Source organism: Agromyces sp. Y575 (assembly GCF_059445445.1).
Map to the genome: position 1 here is coordinate 94,838 of NZ_JCAIUI010000006.1, position 15,345 is coordinate 110,182.

Genomic DNA, 15,345 nt, shown 5'->3' on the forward strand with positions numbered 1-15,345 from the left:
GGAAACTGCGCACCATCCTGCGACAACCGGTCGCACCGCGCTGACACGAGCAGGAAACTGCGCACCATCCTGCGACAACCGGTCGCACCGGCCTGACCCAAGCGACGAACGGATGCCGCGGGCGAGCCCTTTCGAGAAGGGGCCGCCACGCGGCATCCGCCGGTTCAGAGCTCTTGCTCGGCGCCGAAGCGCTGCCGTGCCTCGACGGGGATGAGCGGCGTCACGCCGCGAGCCTTGAGCTGCTGCACGGCCCACGTGTTGCCGTCGGGGTCGGTGAAGCCGAAGAAGGTGCCACCGTCGCGTTCGTCGATGACGCTGATCTCGCTCACCTCGACGCCGCGGTCGACGAGCTCGGCGTGGGCGGCCGCGGCATCGGCGACGACGAGTTGCACACCGTGCAGCGAGCCAGGTGCCATGTCGCGCTGCGTCGGCAGCGTGCCGATCACGATCGAGCAGCCCGAGCCGCGCGGGGTGAGCTGCGCGACGTGCATGTGCTCGTTCTTGGTGTTGTGGTCGAGGTCGAACCCGACTTGGTCGCGGTAGAACGCGATCGATCGGTCGAGGTCGCTCACCGGCACGATGACGACTTCCAGTGTCCAGTCCATGAGGTGCTCCGTTCGCTGTCGTTCACTTCTCTATCGTTCACTCACCGATGGCGAGCTGCACATCGCTCGAGTGGGCGATCTTGGTGGTCCGCGACCACGGAACCGGCCAAGTCCGCCCACTCACTGGATGGCGACTCACTGGGTGTGGTGAGCTCGTTCAAGCGGCGACGATGGCGTCGAGGCGCTCGTAGCCCTCGCGCAAGCCGTGCTCCATGTTCGACGCCACCATGCCGTCGCGAGCCTCGACGCTCGGATAGGTGGAGTGGATGCGGATGCGCGAGCGGCCGCCACCGAGGTCTTCGAACGTCATCGCCTCGATGGCCACGACGTCGGGGTAGCCCTCGAATTCGAAGGTCTGGATCGCGAACTCGTTCTCGCGCACCGAGTGGAAGGTGCCGTTGAACCCGTAGGACTCGCCCTCGGGGTTGGTGTGCACGTAGCGGTAACCGCCCTGGGGCACGAAGTCCCAGCGCTCGATCGCCATGTCGTAGCCGTTCGGACCGAGCCATTGCTTGACGAGCGCCGGGTCGCGGTGCGCGTTGAACACGGCCGCGACGGGTGCATCGAACTCGCGCTCGATCTCGATGAAGGGCAGCCCCTCGGGGGCGGTGATGGTGACGGGGTTCGTCATTGTCCTGTCTCTTTCGTGTCGGTGCCGGCGGATGCGCCGGCAGCGGGGGTGTCACTGGTGTCGCCGCGATTCTCGATCAGCACATCGAGGGCGACGGATGCCGCGGCGTCTGCACCGCGGTCGGTGGCGAGCAGCGCGTCCAGAGAGCGGAACTGCTGCTCGTGGATCAGCCGGTAGCGGTCGATCCACGCGGTGAGGGCTTCGAGCTGGGCCGCGTCGAGGTGCACGGGTCGGCGTTGTGCGTCACGCGTTCTGGTGACGAGCCCCGCATGCTCGAGCACCTGGATGTGCTTCGAGACGGCCTGCTTGGTGATCGCGAACGGTTCGGCGAGTTCGTTGACCGTGGCCGGCCCGCGACTCAGACGGGCGATGATGCCGCGGCGCACCGGGTCGGCCAGCGCCATGAAGGCACGGTCGAGGCGGTCGTCTGCGCTCGGATCGACGATCATCACTCTTCCTTTCTCAACCACTTCATTGATCAACCATTTGTTTGATTACGATACGACGATCGGATGACGGTGTCAAGCCCCGCTCTCCGGCACGAGCGGTTCTCTGGCACGAGCCGTTCTCTGGCGCGAGCGGTCGCGCGGGACTCGAACCGGGCGTGTGCTGCCTCTAACCACCCCGGTCGAGTGGGCGCGCAGCACCGTATCGCGACCCCCGAGTGTTCACACCGTGGGGTTGCGGAGCACCACGCGAACGAGCAACATCGCCGCTGAGAGACACATCGAGAAGGGTCGCATCATGGTCACGCTCAACCCGTACCTCAACTTCCGCGACAACGCGAAGGAGGCGATGGAGTTCTACCGGTCAGTGTTCGGCGGCGAACTCACGTCGAGCACCTTCGCCGAGTTCGGCCAGGCCGACGATCCGGCCGATGCCGACAAGATCATGCACAGCCAGCTCGAGGCCGGCGGCATCGTGCTGATGGGCGCCGACACCCCGAGCTCCCTGGAGTACGCCGGCGCCGGAAACGTCTCGGTCTCACTGTCGGGCGGCGTCGACGATGGCGCGACGCTGCGCGGCTACTGGGAGAAGCTCTCGGGCAGCGGCTCGGTCACCGTGCCGCTCGAAGTCGCGCCGTGGGGTGACGCGTTCGGCATGTGCGTCGACGGATACGGCATCGCGTGGCTCGTGAACATCACCGGCAGCGCGGCCTGATCCGACCGCAGCGCGGCCTGATCCGACGGCAGCCCTCCCGCCCCGTGCCGGCACGCCGTGGAACCTCGGCATGACGATTCTTCAGGAGTTCTTCGCCGAAAGCTCGCGCGACAGGTCGAAACCTCCTGAGAAGGGCCTCATGTGCAGCCTCCGTTCCTGAGAAGCGACACGGGTGCGACGCGAGCTATCGGCGAAGTGCGCAACGACCTTCCCCCACGCCCCGCCAGACTGAAACTCTGATCAGTCAAAGAGCTCGGAGAGCCAGCTCTCCTTCTTCTTCTTGCGGGGGTAGCCCTGGTCGCCGTAGCCACGGTTGTCGTAGCCACGGTTGTCGTTGCGACGATTGTCGTCGTAGGGCTGCTGGTAGGCCTGCTGCCCGTAGGCGGGCGCCTGCGGCTGCGCGGGAGCGGTGGGCGGGGCTGGCGCGGCGTGCGGGGCTGGCGCGGCGGCAGGAGGGGCAGGTGCGGCCTGCACCGGCGCCGAGAACTCACGGGCGCCGCGTTCGATGATCTTGTCGAGCTCGCCCCGGTCGAGCCACACGCCGCGACACGTCGGGCAGTAGTCGATCTCGATGCCGCTGCGCTCACTCATCACGAGCACGGTTCCGTCACTGGGGCACTGCATGGGGGGGGGCTCCTTCTTCGGGGCCGACCGGGACAGGTCGGGGCTGTTCGGGTCAATTCGACGTGGTCGAGCCTAGAGAACGAACCTTTGAGGACACCGGGCCCGATGACCCCCGGCGACCATGCGCTTGTCGCACACCCGGACGCCGAGGAGAATGCTCGCCATGACCAACCTGACCATCATCGAGCGGTCACCCGATCCAGAGGACGTGGTCACCCAGTCTCGTACCCGTCGCTCGATCGCCGCTCGCATCCGTGCGACGGGGCAGAGTCGGATCAGTGCCCTGCTGCTCCTCATCGCGACAGTGGCCGCGATCATCTGGGCGAACGTCGCGACCGGGTCGTACGACAGCTTCTGGGAGACCCACCTGTCCGTTGGCGTGGGCGACATCCAGCTCGACTTCACTCTCCACGCGCTGGTCAACGACGCGCTGATGGCGATCTTCTTCTTCACAGTGGGGCTCGAAGTGCGACGGGAGTTCGCGATCGGCGAGCTCACGAGTTGGTCGCGGGCGATGGTGCCGGTGGTGGCCGCGGTCGCCGGCCTCGTCGTTCCGGCACTGCTGTTCGTGCTCATCGCCGCAGGATCCGGCCAGGAGCATGCGTGGGGAATCGTGATCTCGACGGACACCGCGTTCCTCATCGGGGCACTCGCCCTCATCGGGCCGCGGGTGCCCGGCCGGCTGAGGGTCTTCCTGCTGGCCCTCGCGGTCGTCGATGACATCGGTGCGCTCAGCATCATCGCCTTCGTCTACACGGAGAACTTCAACCCGCTCCCCCTCATCGTCGCGGCCGTCGGCCTCGCCGGCGTGTACTTCACGCGATACCTGCCCTCTGGCCGGGGACCGGTCTACGCGACCCTTGCGATCATCGTGTGGATGTCCTTCCTCGCGTCGGGCGTGCACCCGACGCTCGCAGGCGTCGCCATCGCGCTGCTGGTGCCGGTCTACCGCCCCGACCGGCGAGACGTCGAGCACGCGCTCGACCTCGCCCGCACCTTCCGGCAGTCGCCGAACACCGAGTACGCGCGAGCGGCCGCGAACAGCCTGCGTGAATCGATCTCCATCAACGAACGGTTGCAATCCGCGTACGCGCCGTACGTCGCCTACGTGATTCTCCCGCTCTTCGCCCTGGCCAACGCCGGCGTGCAGATCAGTCCCGAGATCCTGGCCGGTGCGGCCGGCTCACCGCTCACGTGGGGCATCATCGTCGGCCTCGTCGTGGGCAAGCTCCTCGGCGTCTTCGGCTCCACGGCCGTGCTTCGGCTGCTCCGCCTCGGCGAGTTCGGCGCCGGCCTCACCCTCGATCGGATCGCGGGCGGCGCCGCGCTCTGCGGAATCGGCTTCACGATCTCGCTCTTCATCGTCGACCTGGCCATCGAAGACCCTGCAGCGCAGAACGAGGCCCGCGTCGGGGTGCTCGCGGCGTCGGTCATCGCGTTCCTCATCGGCACCGTGATCTTCCGCATCTCGGATGCCGCTCGGCCGGACCTGGACGCGGGTCAGACGCTCGCACGCCCCGTCGACCCCGATCGCGACCACATCTTCGGTGCTGTCGACGCGCCGTACACGATCGTCGAATACGGCGACTTCCAATGCGGCTTCTGCTTGAAGGCCTCGGGGTCGATCCAGGAGGTGCACGCCGAGCTCGGCGACCGGCTCCGCTACATCTGGCGTCATGCGCCGCTCACGCAGTACCACCCGAACGCCCTGGCCGGCGCCGAGGCCGCAGAGGCTGCGTCGTTGCAGGGCAAGTTCTTCGAGTTCGAGCGCGGTCTCTTCGCCGATCAGGAACACCAGGCGCCGTCCGACATCGTGCGGCTGGCGACCGAGCTCGGACTCGACGTCGAGCGGTTCGAAGCGGACCTGACGTCACCCAGGGTGACCGGGCGCGTGCGCGACGACATGCTGGATGCCGAGGCGATGGGCATCACCGCCGTGCCGACGCTCTTCGTCAACGGGCGACGGCACCTCGGCCCGTACGACGCCCGGTCGCTGATTCGCGCGCTCGAGGAGACCGCTGGAGGAGCTGCCCCGATCAACGCGTCGTCGGACTAGTACTCAGCCCCGAAGACGCACAGCGTGCCCCGAAAATGCACAGAGCCTCCTGAAAACGCACAGAGGCCCCTGAAAACGCACAGAGCGGATGCCGCGGCGCACGCCTCACGAAGAGGCAGCTGCCGCGACATCCGCTCGTCGACCAGGTTTCAACTCACTCGATGAGTGCGACGGCCCCCGGTCAAAAGGGATGCGAGAACTTACGAAATGACCGTGATGTTCTCAGCCTGCAGACCCTTGGGGCCGCGGGCGGTCTCGAATTCGACCTTCTGGTTCTCCTCGAGCGAGCGGTAGCCGCCCGATGCGATCGCGCTGAAGTGCGCGAAGACGTCGGCGCTGCCGTCGTCAGGAGCGATGAAGCCGAAGCCCTTGTCGGCGTTGAACCACTTGACGGTTCCGGTTGCCATGTTATTTCCTTCTGTATTAAGCCGAGCTGCCGAAGCTGCTGCGACGTGCATGGCCGGAGGCCATGCGGGGTTCCGACGGCGACGTCCGCCGACGGAAGTGTGTGGTGCGGGTTTCGCGAAGCTCAACCAGCATGTATTCGATCAGATCCGTCGGAATTGGTTCACCATCGGACAGTCGAAGGGGTCGCGCGCCGAGAGACCGACGCGATTGAGATATTGAATCACGATACCGTATGACTTGACGAGTGTCGTCTCTGTATAGGGTACGTCGAGCGTGCGGCAGTGTTCGCGCACTATCTCACGGGCCCTGGCGAGGTGCGGCCGGGGCATATTCGGGAACAGGTGGTGTTCGACCTGGTAGTTGAGCCCGCCGAGGAGGGCGCTCGCCCAGAGACCGCCCGAGACGTTGCGCGAGGTCAGCACCTGCTTCGAGAAGAAGTCGAGCTTCACATCGGCCGGGATGATCGGCATGCCCTTGTGGTTCGGCGCGAACGAGGCGCCCATGTAGACGCCGAAGACAGCGAGCTGCACGCCGAGGAAGGCGAAGGCCATGCCGAGCGGCAGCACCCAGAAGATCGCGCCGAGGTACACCGTGAAGCGCACCGCGATGAGGCTCAACTCGATCCAGCGACCCTTGACCCGACCGCGCTCGAAGAGCGTGGCGATCGAACGGTAGTGCAGGTTCAGCCCCTCGAGCATGAGCAGCGGGAAGAAGAGGTACCCCTGCTTGCGCGTGACGAGGGCGAGCAGCCCCCGCTGCTTCGCGGCATCCGTCTCGGTGAATGAGATCGTGTCGAAGTCGATGTCGGGGTCTTTGCCCACCTTGTTGGGGTTGGCGTGGTGACGCGTGTGCTTCGTCATCCACCACGAGTAGCTGATGCCGACGACACCGGCGGCGAGGATTCGGCCGACCCGATCGTTGTTCGGGCCCGACTCGAGCACCTGGCGGTGGGATGCCTCGTGGGCGAGGAACGCGAACTGCGTGAAGATGAGGCCGAGCGCGCCTGCGATGAGCAGCTGGAACCACGAGTCGCCCAGCAGGATGAAGCCGGCGATCGCGCCGCCGAGAGCGAGCGTGAGCAGTGAGACGAGTGCGAGGTAGAACCAGCGAGTGCGGTTCAGAAGGCCGGACTCACGAACGACCCGGGAGAGGGCGGTGTAGCTCCGCGTGACATCCGCGGAACCGGTGCGGGGCTTCGTTGCCCGAATCGCACCGAGAGCTTCGGTGTGAGAGATGTTTCTTCGTCCCGACTGGTAATCGACTTCCCAGCCGTGTCACGCGGGTAACCACCCGCTGCAGATGCCCTGAGTCTACCGCGGGCGCATGGGAAGGCGCTGAGAAATCTTCACCAGCCGCCCGGTGCCACATCGGATGCATGCGCATCGTCGTCACCGGGGGGTCGGGCGGAGCGAGGACAGCGAAGATCTCGGAGTGAGAACAGCGAACGCCGCCGCAGCACATTTGTGCTGCGGCGGCGTTCTCGTGGTACCTGTGCCGGCTCAGAGCCCGCGGATGTTCTCCGCCTGCAGACCCTTCGGGCCCTGCGCGACCTCGAACTCGACCTTCTGACCCTCTTCGAGCGAACGGTAGCCGTTGCCCGTGATGGCGCTGAAGTGCGCGAAGACGTCGGCGCTGCCGTCGTCAGGAGCGATGAAGCCGAAGCCCTTTTCGGCGTTGAACCACTTGACGGTTCCGGTTGCCATACTGCTGTCCTTCTGTCGTCTGGGCCGCAGAGTGCGAACCCGATGCGGTCGACGGTCGACCGCTGCCCCGCACGGCGGGTTGCCGACGGAGCGGGGGCGAGGGGCGGGTGTGCGCGGAGGCATCCGCCGTCTCGTATCGGGTCATGCCACGCGGATCGGTCCGCCTCCGGGCAATCAGATGGAGGCACGGGCGAGCGCCCGCTTGATGGAGGAATCAGTGAACAAAACCCTATCGGGCGATGTTCAGCTTCACACGCTACGCGACCGAATCGTGACCTGGGAAGACCTCTGCCGATTTTCTTCACAATGGGCAGACACTCGGCAAGATTCCAGCGGGGCGGCCCCCAAAAGGTGGAGAATCATGGGATGAACCGCCGCCCCCTCGGTCTCGTCGCTGCTGCCTACGCAGCGGTCGTGCTCTGGGTGACCGTCGGCCCGGCACCGTGGCGCACCGCGGGCAATCAGGTCGACGGCGGCATCCTGAACCCCGATGCGTGGACGGCGCCCGTCACGTGGACGACCGGGTACCTCGCGGAGATCGCCTTCAACGTGGCGCTCTTCGTTCCGGTCGGGCTGCTGGCGGCGCTGCTCATCCACAGGCGACGCTGGCTGCTCGCGATGCTCGCGGGCTTCGGCTTCACGACCGTCATCGAGCTCGTGCAGGTTCCCGAACTCGACCGCATCTCCGACCCGCGCGACCTCGTGATGAACACGGCGGGCGCGATGCTCGGCGTGCTGCTCGTGCTCGTCGCCCGCGGCGTGCGTCGAGCCGGCATCGTCGCCGACACCATGCTCAGGGTCGACGTCGACGCGGTGATGGATTCCGCCGGCACACTCGACCCCGTCGCCGAGCACCCCGTCGCCGAGCACCCTGTCGCCGACCCGACCGAGATCGCGCAGCTGCCCGATCCGGCGCTGGTCGCGACGCAGACCGACCGCGCGGCGTAACTCTCCGCGCGGCCGACGGTCTGCCGCCGGGCCGCCCCGCCTGCGCCAGTACAGTAGGCGGGTGACTTCGCCTGTGACGCCCGCATCGGCGGCTTCTGGAGACCAACGCGCGTCATGGCTGAGGCTCGCCCTGATCGGCGCCGTCGGCGGGTTGCTCTCGGGTGCGTTCGGGGTCGGCGGGGGCCTGCTGATGGTGCCGCTCCTCGTGACCTTCGCGGGCATGGACCAGCGCCGAGCCGCGGCCACCTCACTCGCGGCGATCGTGCCGACGGCGATCGCCGGGTCGATCACCTACTTCTTGGCCGGCGAGGTCGATGTGATTCCGGCGCTCTTCGTCGCGGCGGGCGGCATCGTCGGCTCCTGGCTGGGCGCACTGCTGCTGCGCCGCGTACCCCTCGGCTGGCTGCGCTGGATGTTCATCGCGCTGCTCGTCGTCGTCGCCGTGCGCATGCTGCTCGTCGTGCCCGCACGTGCCGCCGCACATCTCGAGCTCGACGCACTCACGATCATCGGCATGGTCGGCCTCGGCCTCGTCATCGGCGTCGCCTCCGGGCTCTTCGGCATCGGCGGCGGGCTCGTCATGGTGCCGGCGTTCATCCTCTTCTTCGGCATGAGCGACCTCGTCGCCAAGGGCACCTCGCTCGCGGTGATGATCCCCACGGCGATCAGCGGCACCATCACCAACACTCGCGGCGGGGTCGTCGATCTTCGCGCCGGCGTCATCGCCGGTATCGCGGCGACAGTGGCGTTGTTCGGGGGCGTCGCGCTCGCGCACCTCCTGTCGCCAGAGTGGTCGACATGGCTGTTCGCGGCACTCGTGGTCATCGCGGCTGTGCAGCTCGCCGTGCGGGCCGTACGGTTGCAGAAGAAGGAGCAGAAGGAGAGGAGCGAACGTGACGCTTGAGCCCGAGCCGCGGCGTGCCGCCGGTTGGTACGACGACGAAGCGGATGCCGCGCTGCTGCGCTATTGGGACGGCGCGGGCTGGTCTCCGCACACGGCGCCGAGACCGGCGGATGCCGCTCCGAACCCGTTGCCTGCGCAGGCCCCCCAGCCGCCGCAGCCCGCGCAGACCCCCCAGCCCGCGCAGGCTGCCCCCGCGGTCGCGCCTGCGCCTGCGTGGCCGTTCGCGCCGCCCGCTGCACCGTCGCTCGACCCCACGCCTGTTCCGAGGTACGACGACATCGACGAGTCGACGACGGCCCGCCCCCACGCTGCGCTGCCGTTCCCTCCTCCGCAGTCTCCCGTCCAGCCGGCAGCGACCGCTGCAGCCGAGTTCCCCTCGTACACGCTGCCGGCACCGCCGAGTTCCGTGATCGAGGAGCAGACGACCGCGCCGCTCCCCCCGGGCTACCCCGAAGCCGCGACATCCGCAGCCCCGATCTCGTACGAGCTGTACCGCTCAGCCGGCCGCACGTTCGTCGCGACATGGCTGTTCGCCCTGCTGCTCGGATTCTGGGGCGCCGACCGCTTCTACCTCGGCAAGTACGGAACGGCGATCGCGAAGTTGCTCACCCTCGGCGGGCTCGGGGTCTGGGTGCTCGTCGACCTGCTGCTCGTGCTCACCGGTGCGCAGCGCGATCGCGACGGCCGGCCCCTCGAGGGGTACGAGGAGCAGAAGCGGGTCGCGTGGATCGTGACCGGGGCGCTCGTCGCGCTCTCGCTGTTGACGAGCATCGTGTCGGGCATCGTGGGCCTGCTCGTGCGCTGAGGCGCGTTCACCGGTCGCCGGGCACGACGAGGCCCGTCTCATACGCGAGGATCACGAGGGCGGCACGGTCTCGCGCTCCGAGTTTCGTGAGCAGCCGACTGACGTAGGTGCGCGCGGTCGCGGGGCTCAGGAAGAGCTCACCGGCGATCTCGTCGTTGGTCAGGCCCCGCCCGACCCGTTCGAGCACCTCGCGTTCCCGTTCGGTGAGCCCACTCAGACGCTGCTCGTCGCCGCCGACCGGCGGACCTGCCGCGATCACTCGCATCACCGAGGCTGTGACCGTCGGCGACAAGAGTGCGTCCCCCGAAGCCACCACGCGGATCGCACGTCGAAGCTCGCTCGGCGAGACGTCCTTCAGCAGGTACCCGGCCGCGCCCGACCGGATCGCCTCGACGACATGCTCGTCCTCGTCGAACGTGGTGAGCACGAGCACGCGAACACCGTCGAGCGCCGGGTCGGCGACGATCAGACTCGTCGCCTCGAGGCCGTCCATCTCGGGCATGCGGATGTCCATCAGCACGACGTCTGGCCGCAACGCCCGTACCTGCTCGAGACCCGATGCTCCGCTGTCGGCTTCGCCGACCACCGCAATGTCGCCGTCGCGTTCGGCGAGCGGCCGGAGTCCGGCGCGCACGAGTTCCTGGTCGTCGACGACCACGACCCGGATCACGGTACGAGCCTCGCCGGCAGCTCGGCGGTGACGGCGAAGCCGCCGAGTTCGCCTCGACCGACGTCGACCTGCCCGCCCAGCAGCATCGCCCGCTCCCGCATGCCGTTGATGCCGGCGCCCGACGCAACCGGTTGCAGCGCCGAGGTGTCACCTCGGCCGTCGTCGGCGACCGTCACGTTCATTCGCCCACCGATCAGCCGGGCCGACACAAGCACACGCTGCGCGTTCGCATGCCGCAGCACGTTCGTGAGCGACTCCTGCACGATTCGGTACGCCGCGGCGTCGATCGCGGCATCGACGCTTCCCGGCGGCACCTCCACCTCTACATCGACCGTCAGGCCGGTGGCGCGAGCCGGTTCGATGAGCGTGCCGATGCCGGCCAGACCGATCGACCCGCGTGGTGGTGCAGCAGGTTCGCGCAGCAACCGCACCGTCGCACGCAACTCGTGCAGGCTGCTCGAAGCGGCTGCCGTCACATGATCGATGGCTTCGCGTGCGGCATCGTCGTCGCGGCCGATCGCCTCGGCGGCGACGCCGGCGTGCAGGGCCACGACGGCCAGATCATGGCCGACGACGTCGTGCAGGTCCCGAGCGATGCGCACGCGCTCCTCCTGCAGGCGCCGGTCAGCGAGATACGCCTGTTCCGCCGCCGTGAGCGAGCGCACCTGCTCCGTACGCTCGCGCGCTTCGCGGGCGAGCCGCACGGCCACCCCGAGCGCGATCGCCGCCGCGACGAGCGCGACGTTGGTGAGCAGGTCGTAGCCGTAGAGGTAGCTCGTCGGCTGCCCATCCACCAGCCGGAAGTAAGCCGACACCCCGAGGAGCACCGCGCCGGCGCCGACGGCCCACCAGGTGCGCCGCAGCTCGGCAGCCGAGTAGAGCGCAGCGACCGCCGGGAGCGCCATGCCGATCACCGGATAGCCCAGCGCGTAGTAGGCGAAGACCCCGAACACCGTCGCCACCAGCATCGTGCGCGGGGCGAGACGCCGAATCGCGATGAGGGCGCCGAACCCGACGGCGAACAGGTACGCGCCCGGATCGGACCGCCCGGCGCCGGTGAAGTCGGCAGCGATCACGACGGCGACGGCGAGCGCCATCGCGAGCGCCAGCACCGCGTCGATGAGACGCGGCGCGATGGAGTGATGGTCTCCGGTGCTCGACACGGGACCAGCCTACGGAGCAGGTGCAGGAGCGCGCGGGAACCGAGACGCATCCCCCGAAACTGTCGCCCGGGAGCGACACGAACTGTCGACACCCGTCGACCCATGTCACATCCGTCGGCGGATGTGCCGATGCTCAGCACCGGACAACGTGGAAGCATGACCTCCGATCAGTCCCCCGACACCCCGCTCCAGCACCACGGCGATCAGGCCCGGCCCGCCTCACCCTCGGCCCCCGCGCCGGCGCTCGAACCTGCTTCCGTTCGACGCAGCTGGTTCCGCCAAACGTGGCCCCTCATCCTCGGACTCGCGTCGGTGGCATTGCTGTGGCCGCTCTCAGCACTCACCGGCATCGGCGGCGGCGCGCCCCGGGCTCTCGTCATCGTCGGGCTCTCCGCCGCAATCTGGATCGGCGTCGTCGGCTTCGGCCGTGTCGGACGACCGGTGCTCACACTCACACTCACCGGAATCGCGTACGGACTGATCGCGCTGCTGATCAACGCCATCGTGGCACCGGGCAGCGGGTTGCTCACCGGCGGAGGACCGGCATGGATCGTCCTGCCGGCCCTCGCGATGGACGCGCTGTGGGGATGCCTCGCCGGCCTCGCCGCCGCCGGGATCCAGAAGCTGCGACGGGCGCGATGATCCGCACCCCGACGCAGTTGGCTCTCAGCGGAGCAGCCCTGGCCACCGCGGCGCTGGCCATGGCGGCGCTGCTGTCGGGCTGCACGCTCGTGCCGGGATCCGTGAGCCCGATCAGCGACCAGGAGTTCACGAACGAGCTGGCGATCCCCCCAGTCGCCGAATCGCGCATCGTCGATGGAACTCGGGTCTTCTCGCTGACCGCGCAGCAGGGTTCGTCCTCATTCGTACCGAACACGATGACGCCGACATGGGGCTACAACGGTGCCCTCCTGGGGCCGACGCTCCGCGCGGAGCGCGGCGAACAGGTGGCCGTCGAAGTCACGAACGACCTCGACGTGGAGACGAGCGTGCACTGGCACGGCATGCACCTGCCGGCCGCGATGGACGGCGGACCCCACCAGCAGATCGCGGCGGACGGCGGCACCTGGCGCCCGACGTGGAAGATCGATCAGCCTGCCGCGACCCTCTGGTACCACCCGCACCCGCATGGAGCCACCGAGGAACACGTGTACCGCGGTCTCGCCGGACTCTTCATCCTCGACGACGACGCGACCCGCGCCGCCGACCTTCCCCAGAAGTACGGCGTCGACGACGTTCCCGTGATCGTGCAGGACAAGCTCATCACCGACGGCGGCCAGCTCGAGTTGAGTGACGATGGCGGCGAGCCCGGCACACTCGGCAACATCGTCGTGACGAACGGCACGATCGGCGCGTACCACGAGGTCACGACCGAACGCGTGCGGTTGCGCCTGCTGAACGGATCGACGGCGCGCACCTACTCGTTCGGGTTCGACGACCGCGAGATGCAGCTCATCGCAACCGACGGCGGGCTGCTCGACGCACCGGTCGCCGCCGAGCAGGTGCGGCTCGCCCCGGGAGAGCGAGCCGAGATCGTCGTGGCCGTCGAGCCCGGGGCGACGGCCCGGCTTCGATCGTTCGAAGCGGATCTGGGCAACGTGGCCGTGCCGTTCGCCATGGGCGGCAACGACGCGTTCGACGTACTCGAACTGAGGGCGGCCGAGCAACTCGCACCGTCGCCGGAACCCCGATGGCCGGTCTCGTCGCACGCGGTCGAGGACGCGCTCGTCGAGACGGACGCGACCGTGGAGCGCGCGTTCGAGCTCGACGAACGGAAGATCAACGGGGTGACGATGGATATGGGGCGAATCGACGAAGTCGTGACGGTCGGCAGCACCGAAGTGTGGGAGGTGCGCAACACCATCCCGATGCCGCACAGCTTCCACGTGCACGACGTGCAGTTCCAGGTGCTCACGATCGACGGCGAACCGCCGCCCGATGTGCTGTCGGGGCCGAAGGACACGGTCTATCTCGAACCGAACCACACCTACCGGCTGCTCATGCGGTTCGAGGACTACACCGACCCTGAGATGCCCTACATGTACCACTGCCACATGCTGCTGCATGAAGACGAGGGGATGATGGGTCAGTTCGTGGTCGTCGAACCCGGCGATGAGGTGGCCGTCGGCTCCCCGCAACACGACGACCACGCCGAAGAACCGGCCAGTGGGCACGAGCACCAGGGCATCACGGCTGAGCCTGGTGGTGCGGGCCTGCTTGCCCGCTGAGGAGGTCCCGCAAAAGGCAGCGGCTGGCTTCGACAAGCTCAGCCCACAGACGGCAGCGGCCGGCTTCGACAAGCTCAGCCCACAAACGGCAGCGGCTGGCTTCGACAAGCTCAGCCCACAGACGGCACCGGCCGGCATCGACAAGCTCAACCCACAGACGGCAGCGACCGGCATCGACAAGCTCAGCCCGCAGAGTGTCAGCGCGGTGCGCGCAACCGTTCGGCCTTCGCCGCGAGGTAGCGCTGTTCGGGGCCGTTCAGCGTGCGGCGCGCTGCCTCGGCGAACGCGAGCGAAGCGGCATCCGTCGACCCTGCCCGCTCGAGCAGGTGCGCACGCACCGCCCAGGTGCGGTGATGCTGGGCGAGCGCAGCGCCGCCACTCGATGCCTCTGAGGCCTCGGATGCCTCGAGCGCGACGAGTCCCGACTGCGGTCCCTCCACCATGGCGAGCGCCACGATGCGACCGAGGGTGACCATGGGGCCAGGCGCGAGGCGTTCGAGCAGGTCGTAGAGTCCGAGGACCTCGATCCAGTCGGTGTCGTCGGTCGATGCCGCCTCGTCGTGCACGGCGGCGATCGCCGCCTGCAGTTGGTACGGGCCGATCGGGGCGCGGTCGAGCACCCCGGTGATGAGGGCGACGCCCTCGTCGATCATGCGGCGGTCCCAGCGCGAGCGGTCTTGCTCGTCGAGCGGCACGAGCGCGCCCGCTGCGCCGGTGCGCGCGGCACGACGCGCGTCGGTGAGGAGCATGAGGGCGAGGAGCCCGGTGGACTCCCCCGAGTCGTCGGGCACGAGCGCAAGCAACTGCCTCGTGAGGCGGATCGCCTCTGCCGAGAGGTCCACACGGGCGAGTTCGTCTCCGGAGCTCGCGGTGTGCCCCTCTGTGAAGATCAGGTAGAGCACTTGGCGCAGGGCGGCGAGCCGGCCGTCGAGGGTGGCCGGCTGCGGCATCCGGAAGCCATCGCCGCTCGCCCTGATCCGTGCCTTCGCACGCGAGATCCGCTGCGCGATCGTCGCTTCGGGCACCAGCAGGGCGCGACCGATCTCGGCCGTCGTGAGGCCGCCCACGGCCCTGAGCGTGAGTGCGAGCTGCGCCGGGCGACCGAGTGCCGGGTGACAGCAGAGCAGGAACAACGTGAGCGTGTCGTCGACCGCGGACACCGGCGACGGCGTCGGCTCGAGCTCGGCGGCGCGCGACTCGCGGCGGCGGCGTGCGACATCCGCTCGCACCTCGTCGATGTAGCGCCGCGAGGCGACCCGCACGAGCCACGCACGGGGGCTATCGGGCACGCCATCTCGCGGCCATTGATCGGATGCCGCGATGAGCGCCTCCTGCACGGCGTCTTCGCACGCCGCGAAGTCACCGTAGCGCCGCACGAGCACCGCGAGCGCCGACGGTGCGGCGGCTCGCAGCGCCCGGACGGCGTCGCTCTCGAGCAT

17 protein-coding genes are annotated in these 15,345 nt (G+C 68.4%); 7 read left to right on the plus strand and 10 right to left on the minus strand.

The window, feature by feature from the left end:
* Positions 1–164 precede the first annotated feature (164 nt).
* The 3 genes from AC1C2U_RS19105 to AC1C2U_RS19115 form a co-directional block, all read right to left on the minus strand.
* Positions 165–605 (minus strand): VOC family protein, encoded by a 441-nt coding sequence (locus AC1C2U_RS19105; protein ID WP_495363363.1) that lies wholly within the window; start codon positions 603–605, stop codon positions 165–167.
* Between the two features lie 157 nt (positions 606–762).
* Positions 763–1,236, minus strand: coding sequence for an SRPBCC family protein (locus AC1C2U_RS19110; protein ID WP_495363364.1), 474 nt, complete (start codon positions 1,234–1,236; stop codon positions 763–765).
* A complete protein-coding gene (locus AC1C2U_RS19115; RefSeq protein WP_495363365.1) occupies positions 1,233–1,685 on the minus strand; it encodes an ArsR/SmtB family transcription factor in 453 nt (150 codons plus the stop codon). The genes AC1C2U_RS19110 and AC1C2U_RS19115 overlap by 4 nt, the downstream gene beginning before the upstream one ends.
* Positions 1,686–1,977: 292 nt before the next feature.
* On the opposite strand from AC1C2U_RS19115, the gene AC1C2U_RS19120 reads away from it, so the two are divergent.
* On the plus strand, positions 1,978–2,397 hold the full coding sequence (locus AC1C2U_RS19120; protein WP_495363407.1) for a VOC family protein: 420 nt from the start codon (positions 1,978–1,980) through the stop codon (positions 2,395–2,397).
* A gap of 240 nt (positions 2,398–2,637) precedes the next feature.
* On the opposite strand, the gene AC1C2U_RS19125 is transcribed toward AC1C2U_RS19120, so the two are convergent.
* Positions 2,638–3,021, minus strand: a complete 384-nt coding sequence (locus AC1C2U_RS19125) for a TFIIB-type zinc ribbon-containing protein (protein ID WP_495363366.1) — start codon at positions 3,019–3,021, stop codon at positions 2,638–2,640.
* 163 nt (positions 3,022–3,184) lie between these two features.
* Here AC1C2U_RS19125 and nhaA point away from each other — a divergent pair, with 163 nt between their 5' ends.
* Positions 3,185–5,077 carry a Na+/H+ antiporter NhaA gene (gene nhaA, locus AC1C2U_RS19130; RefSeq protein WP_495363367.1) on the plus strand — a complete coding sequence of 631 codons (1,893 nt, stop codon included), beginning with the start codon at positions 3,185–3,187 and terminating at the stop codon, positions 5,075–5,077.
* Positions 5,078–5,277: 200 nt separating this feature from the next.
* Here the strand turns inward: nhaA and AC1C2U_RS19135 are convergent, their stop codons facing one another.
* From AC1C2U_RS19135 to AC1C2U_RS19145, 3 genes are all read right to left on the minus strand, one after another.
* Complete coding sequence (locus tag AC1C2U_RS19135) at positions 5,278–5,484, minus strand: cold-shock protein (RefSeq protein WP_022893778.1); 207 nt, start codon at positions 5,482–5,484, stop codon at positions 5,278–5,280.
* A 141-nt stretch (positions 5,485–5,625) separates the two neighbouring features.
* The gene (locus AC1C2U_RS19140) at positions 5,626–6,693 is read right to left on the minus strand and encodes a fatty acid desaturase family protein (RefSeq protein WP_495363408.1); all 1,068 of its coding nucleotides are present in this window, start codon (positions 6,691–6,693) and stop codon (positions 5,626–5,628) included.
* 291 nt (positions 6,694–6,984) lie between these two features.
* Positions 6,985–7,188, minus strand: coding sequence for a cold-shock protein (locus AC1C2U_RS19145; protein WP_129520071.1), 204 nt, complete (start codon positions 7,186–7,188; stop codon positions 6,985–6,987).
* Positions 7,189–7,554: 366 nt separating this feature from the next.
* Here AC1C2U_RS19145 and AC1C2U_RS19150 point away from each other — a divergent pair, with 366 nt between their 5' ends.
* The 3 genes from AC1C2U_RS19150 (at position 7,555) to AC1C2U_RS19160 (ending at position 9,845) form a co-directional block, all read left to right on the plus strand.
* Positions 7,555–8,136, plus strand: coding sequence for a VanZ family protein (locus AC1C2U_RS19150; RefSeq protein WP_495363368.1), 582 nt, complete (start codon positions 7,555–7,557; stop codon positions 8,134–8,136).
* Between the two features lie 61 nt (positions 8,137–8,197).
* Positions 8,198–9,040, plus strand: a complete 843-nt coding sequence (locus AC1C2U_RS19155; RefSeq protein ID WP_495363369.1) for a sulfite exporter TauE/SafE family protein — start codon at positions 8,198–8,200, stop codon at positions 9,038–9,040.
* Positions 9,030–9,845: an NINE protein gene (locus AC1C2U_RS19160; protein ID WP_495363370.1), complete on the plus strand. Its 816-nt coding sequence runs from the start codon at positions 9,030–9,032 to the stop codon at positions 9,843–9,845. The genes AC1C2U_RS19155 and AC1C2U_RS19160 overlap by 11 nt, the downstream gene beginning before the upstream one ends.
* Positions 9,846–9,852: 7 nt before the next feature.
* On the opposite strand, the gene AC1C2U_RS19165 is transcribed toward AC1C2U_RS19160, so the two are convergent.
* Complete coding sequence (locus tag AC1C2U_RS19165) at positions 9,853–10,515, minus strand: response regulator (protein ID WP_495363371.1); 663 nt, start codon at positions 10,513–10,515, stop codon at positions 9,853–9,855.
* Positions 10,512–11,678 (minus strand): sensor histidine kinase, encoded by a 1,167-nt coding sequence (locus AC1C2U_RS19170; RefSeq protein WP_495363372.1) that lies wholly within the window; start codon positions 11,676–11,678, stop codon positions 10,512–10,514. The genes AC1C2U_RS19165 and AC1C2U_RS19170 overlap by 4 nt, the downstream gene beginning before the upstream one ends.
* A gap of 156 nt (positions 11,679–11,834) precedes the next feature.
* On the opposite strand from AC1C2U_RS19170, the gene AC1C2U_RS19175 reads away from it, so the two are divergent.
* Both AC1C2U_RS19175 and AC1C2U_RS19180 read left to right on the plus strand, forming a co-directional pair.
* Positions 11,835–12,320, plus strand: a complete 486-nt coding sequence (locus AC1C2U_RS19175; RefSeq protein ID WP_495363373.1) for a hypothetical protein — start codon at positions 11,835–11,837, stop codon at positions 12,318–12,320.
* Positions 12,317–13,906, plus strand: a complete 1,590-nt coding sequence (locus tag AC1C2U_RS19180) for a multicopper oxidase family protein (RefSeq protein WP_495363374.1) — start codon at positions 12,317–12,319, stop codon at positions 13,904–13,906. The genes AC1C2U_RS19175 and AC1C2U_RS19180 overlap by 4 nt, the downstream gene beginning before the upstream one ends.
* Before the next feature lie 197 nt (positions 13,907–14,103).
* Here AC1C2U_RS19180 and AC1C2U_RS19185 read toward each other — a convergent pair whose 3' ends face one another.
* Positions 14,104–15,345: an RNA polymerase sigma factor gene (locus AC1C2U_RS19185; protein ID WP_495363375.1), complete on the minus strand. Its 1,242-nt coding sequence runs from the start codon at positions 15,343–15,345 to the stop codon at positions 14,104–14,106.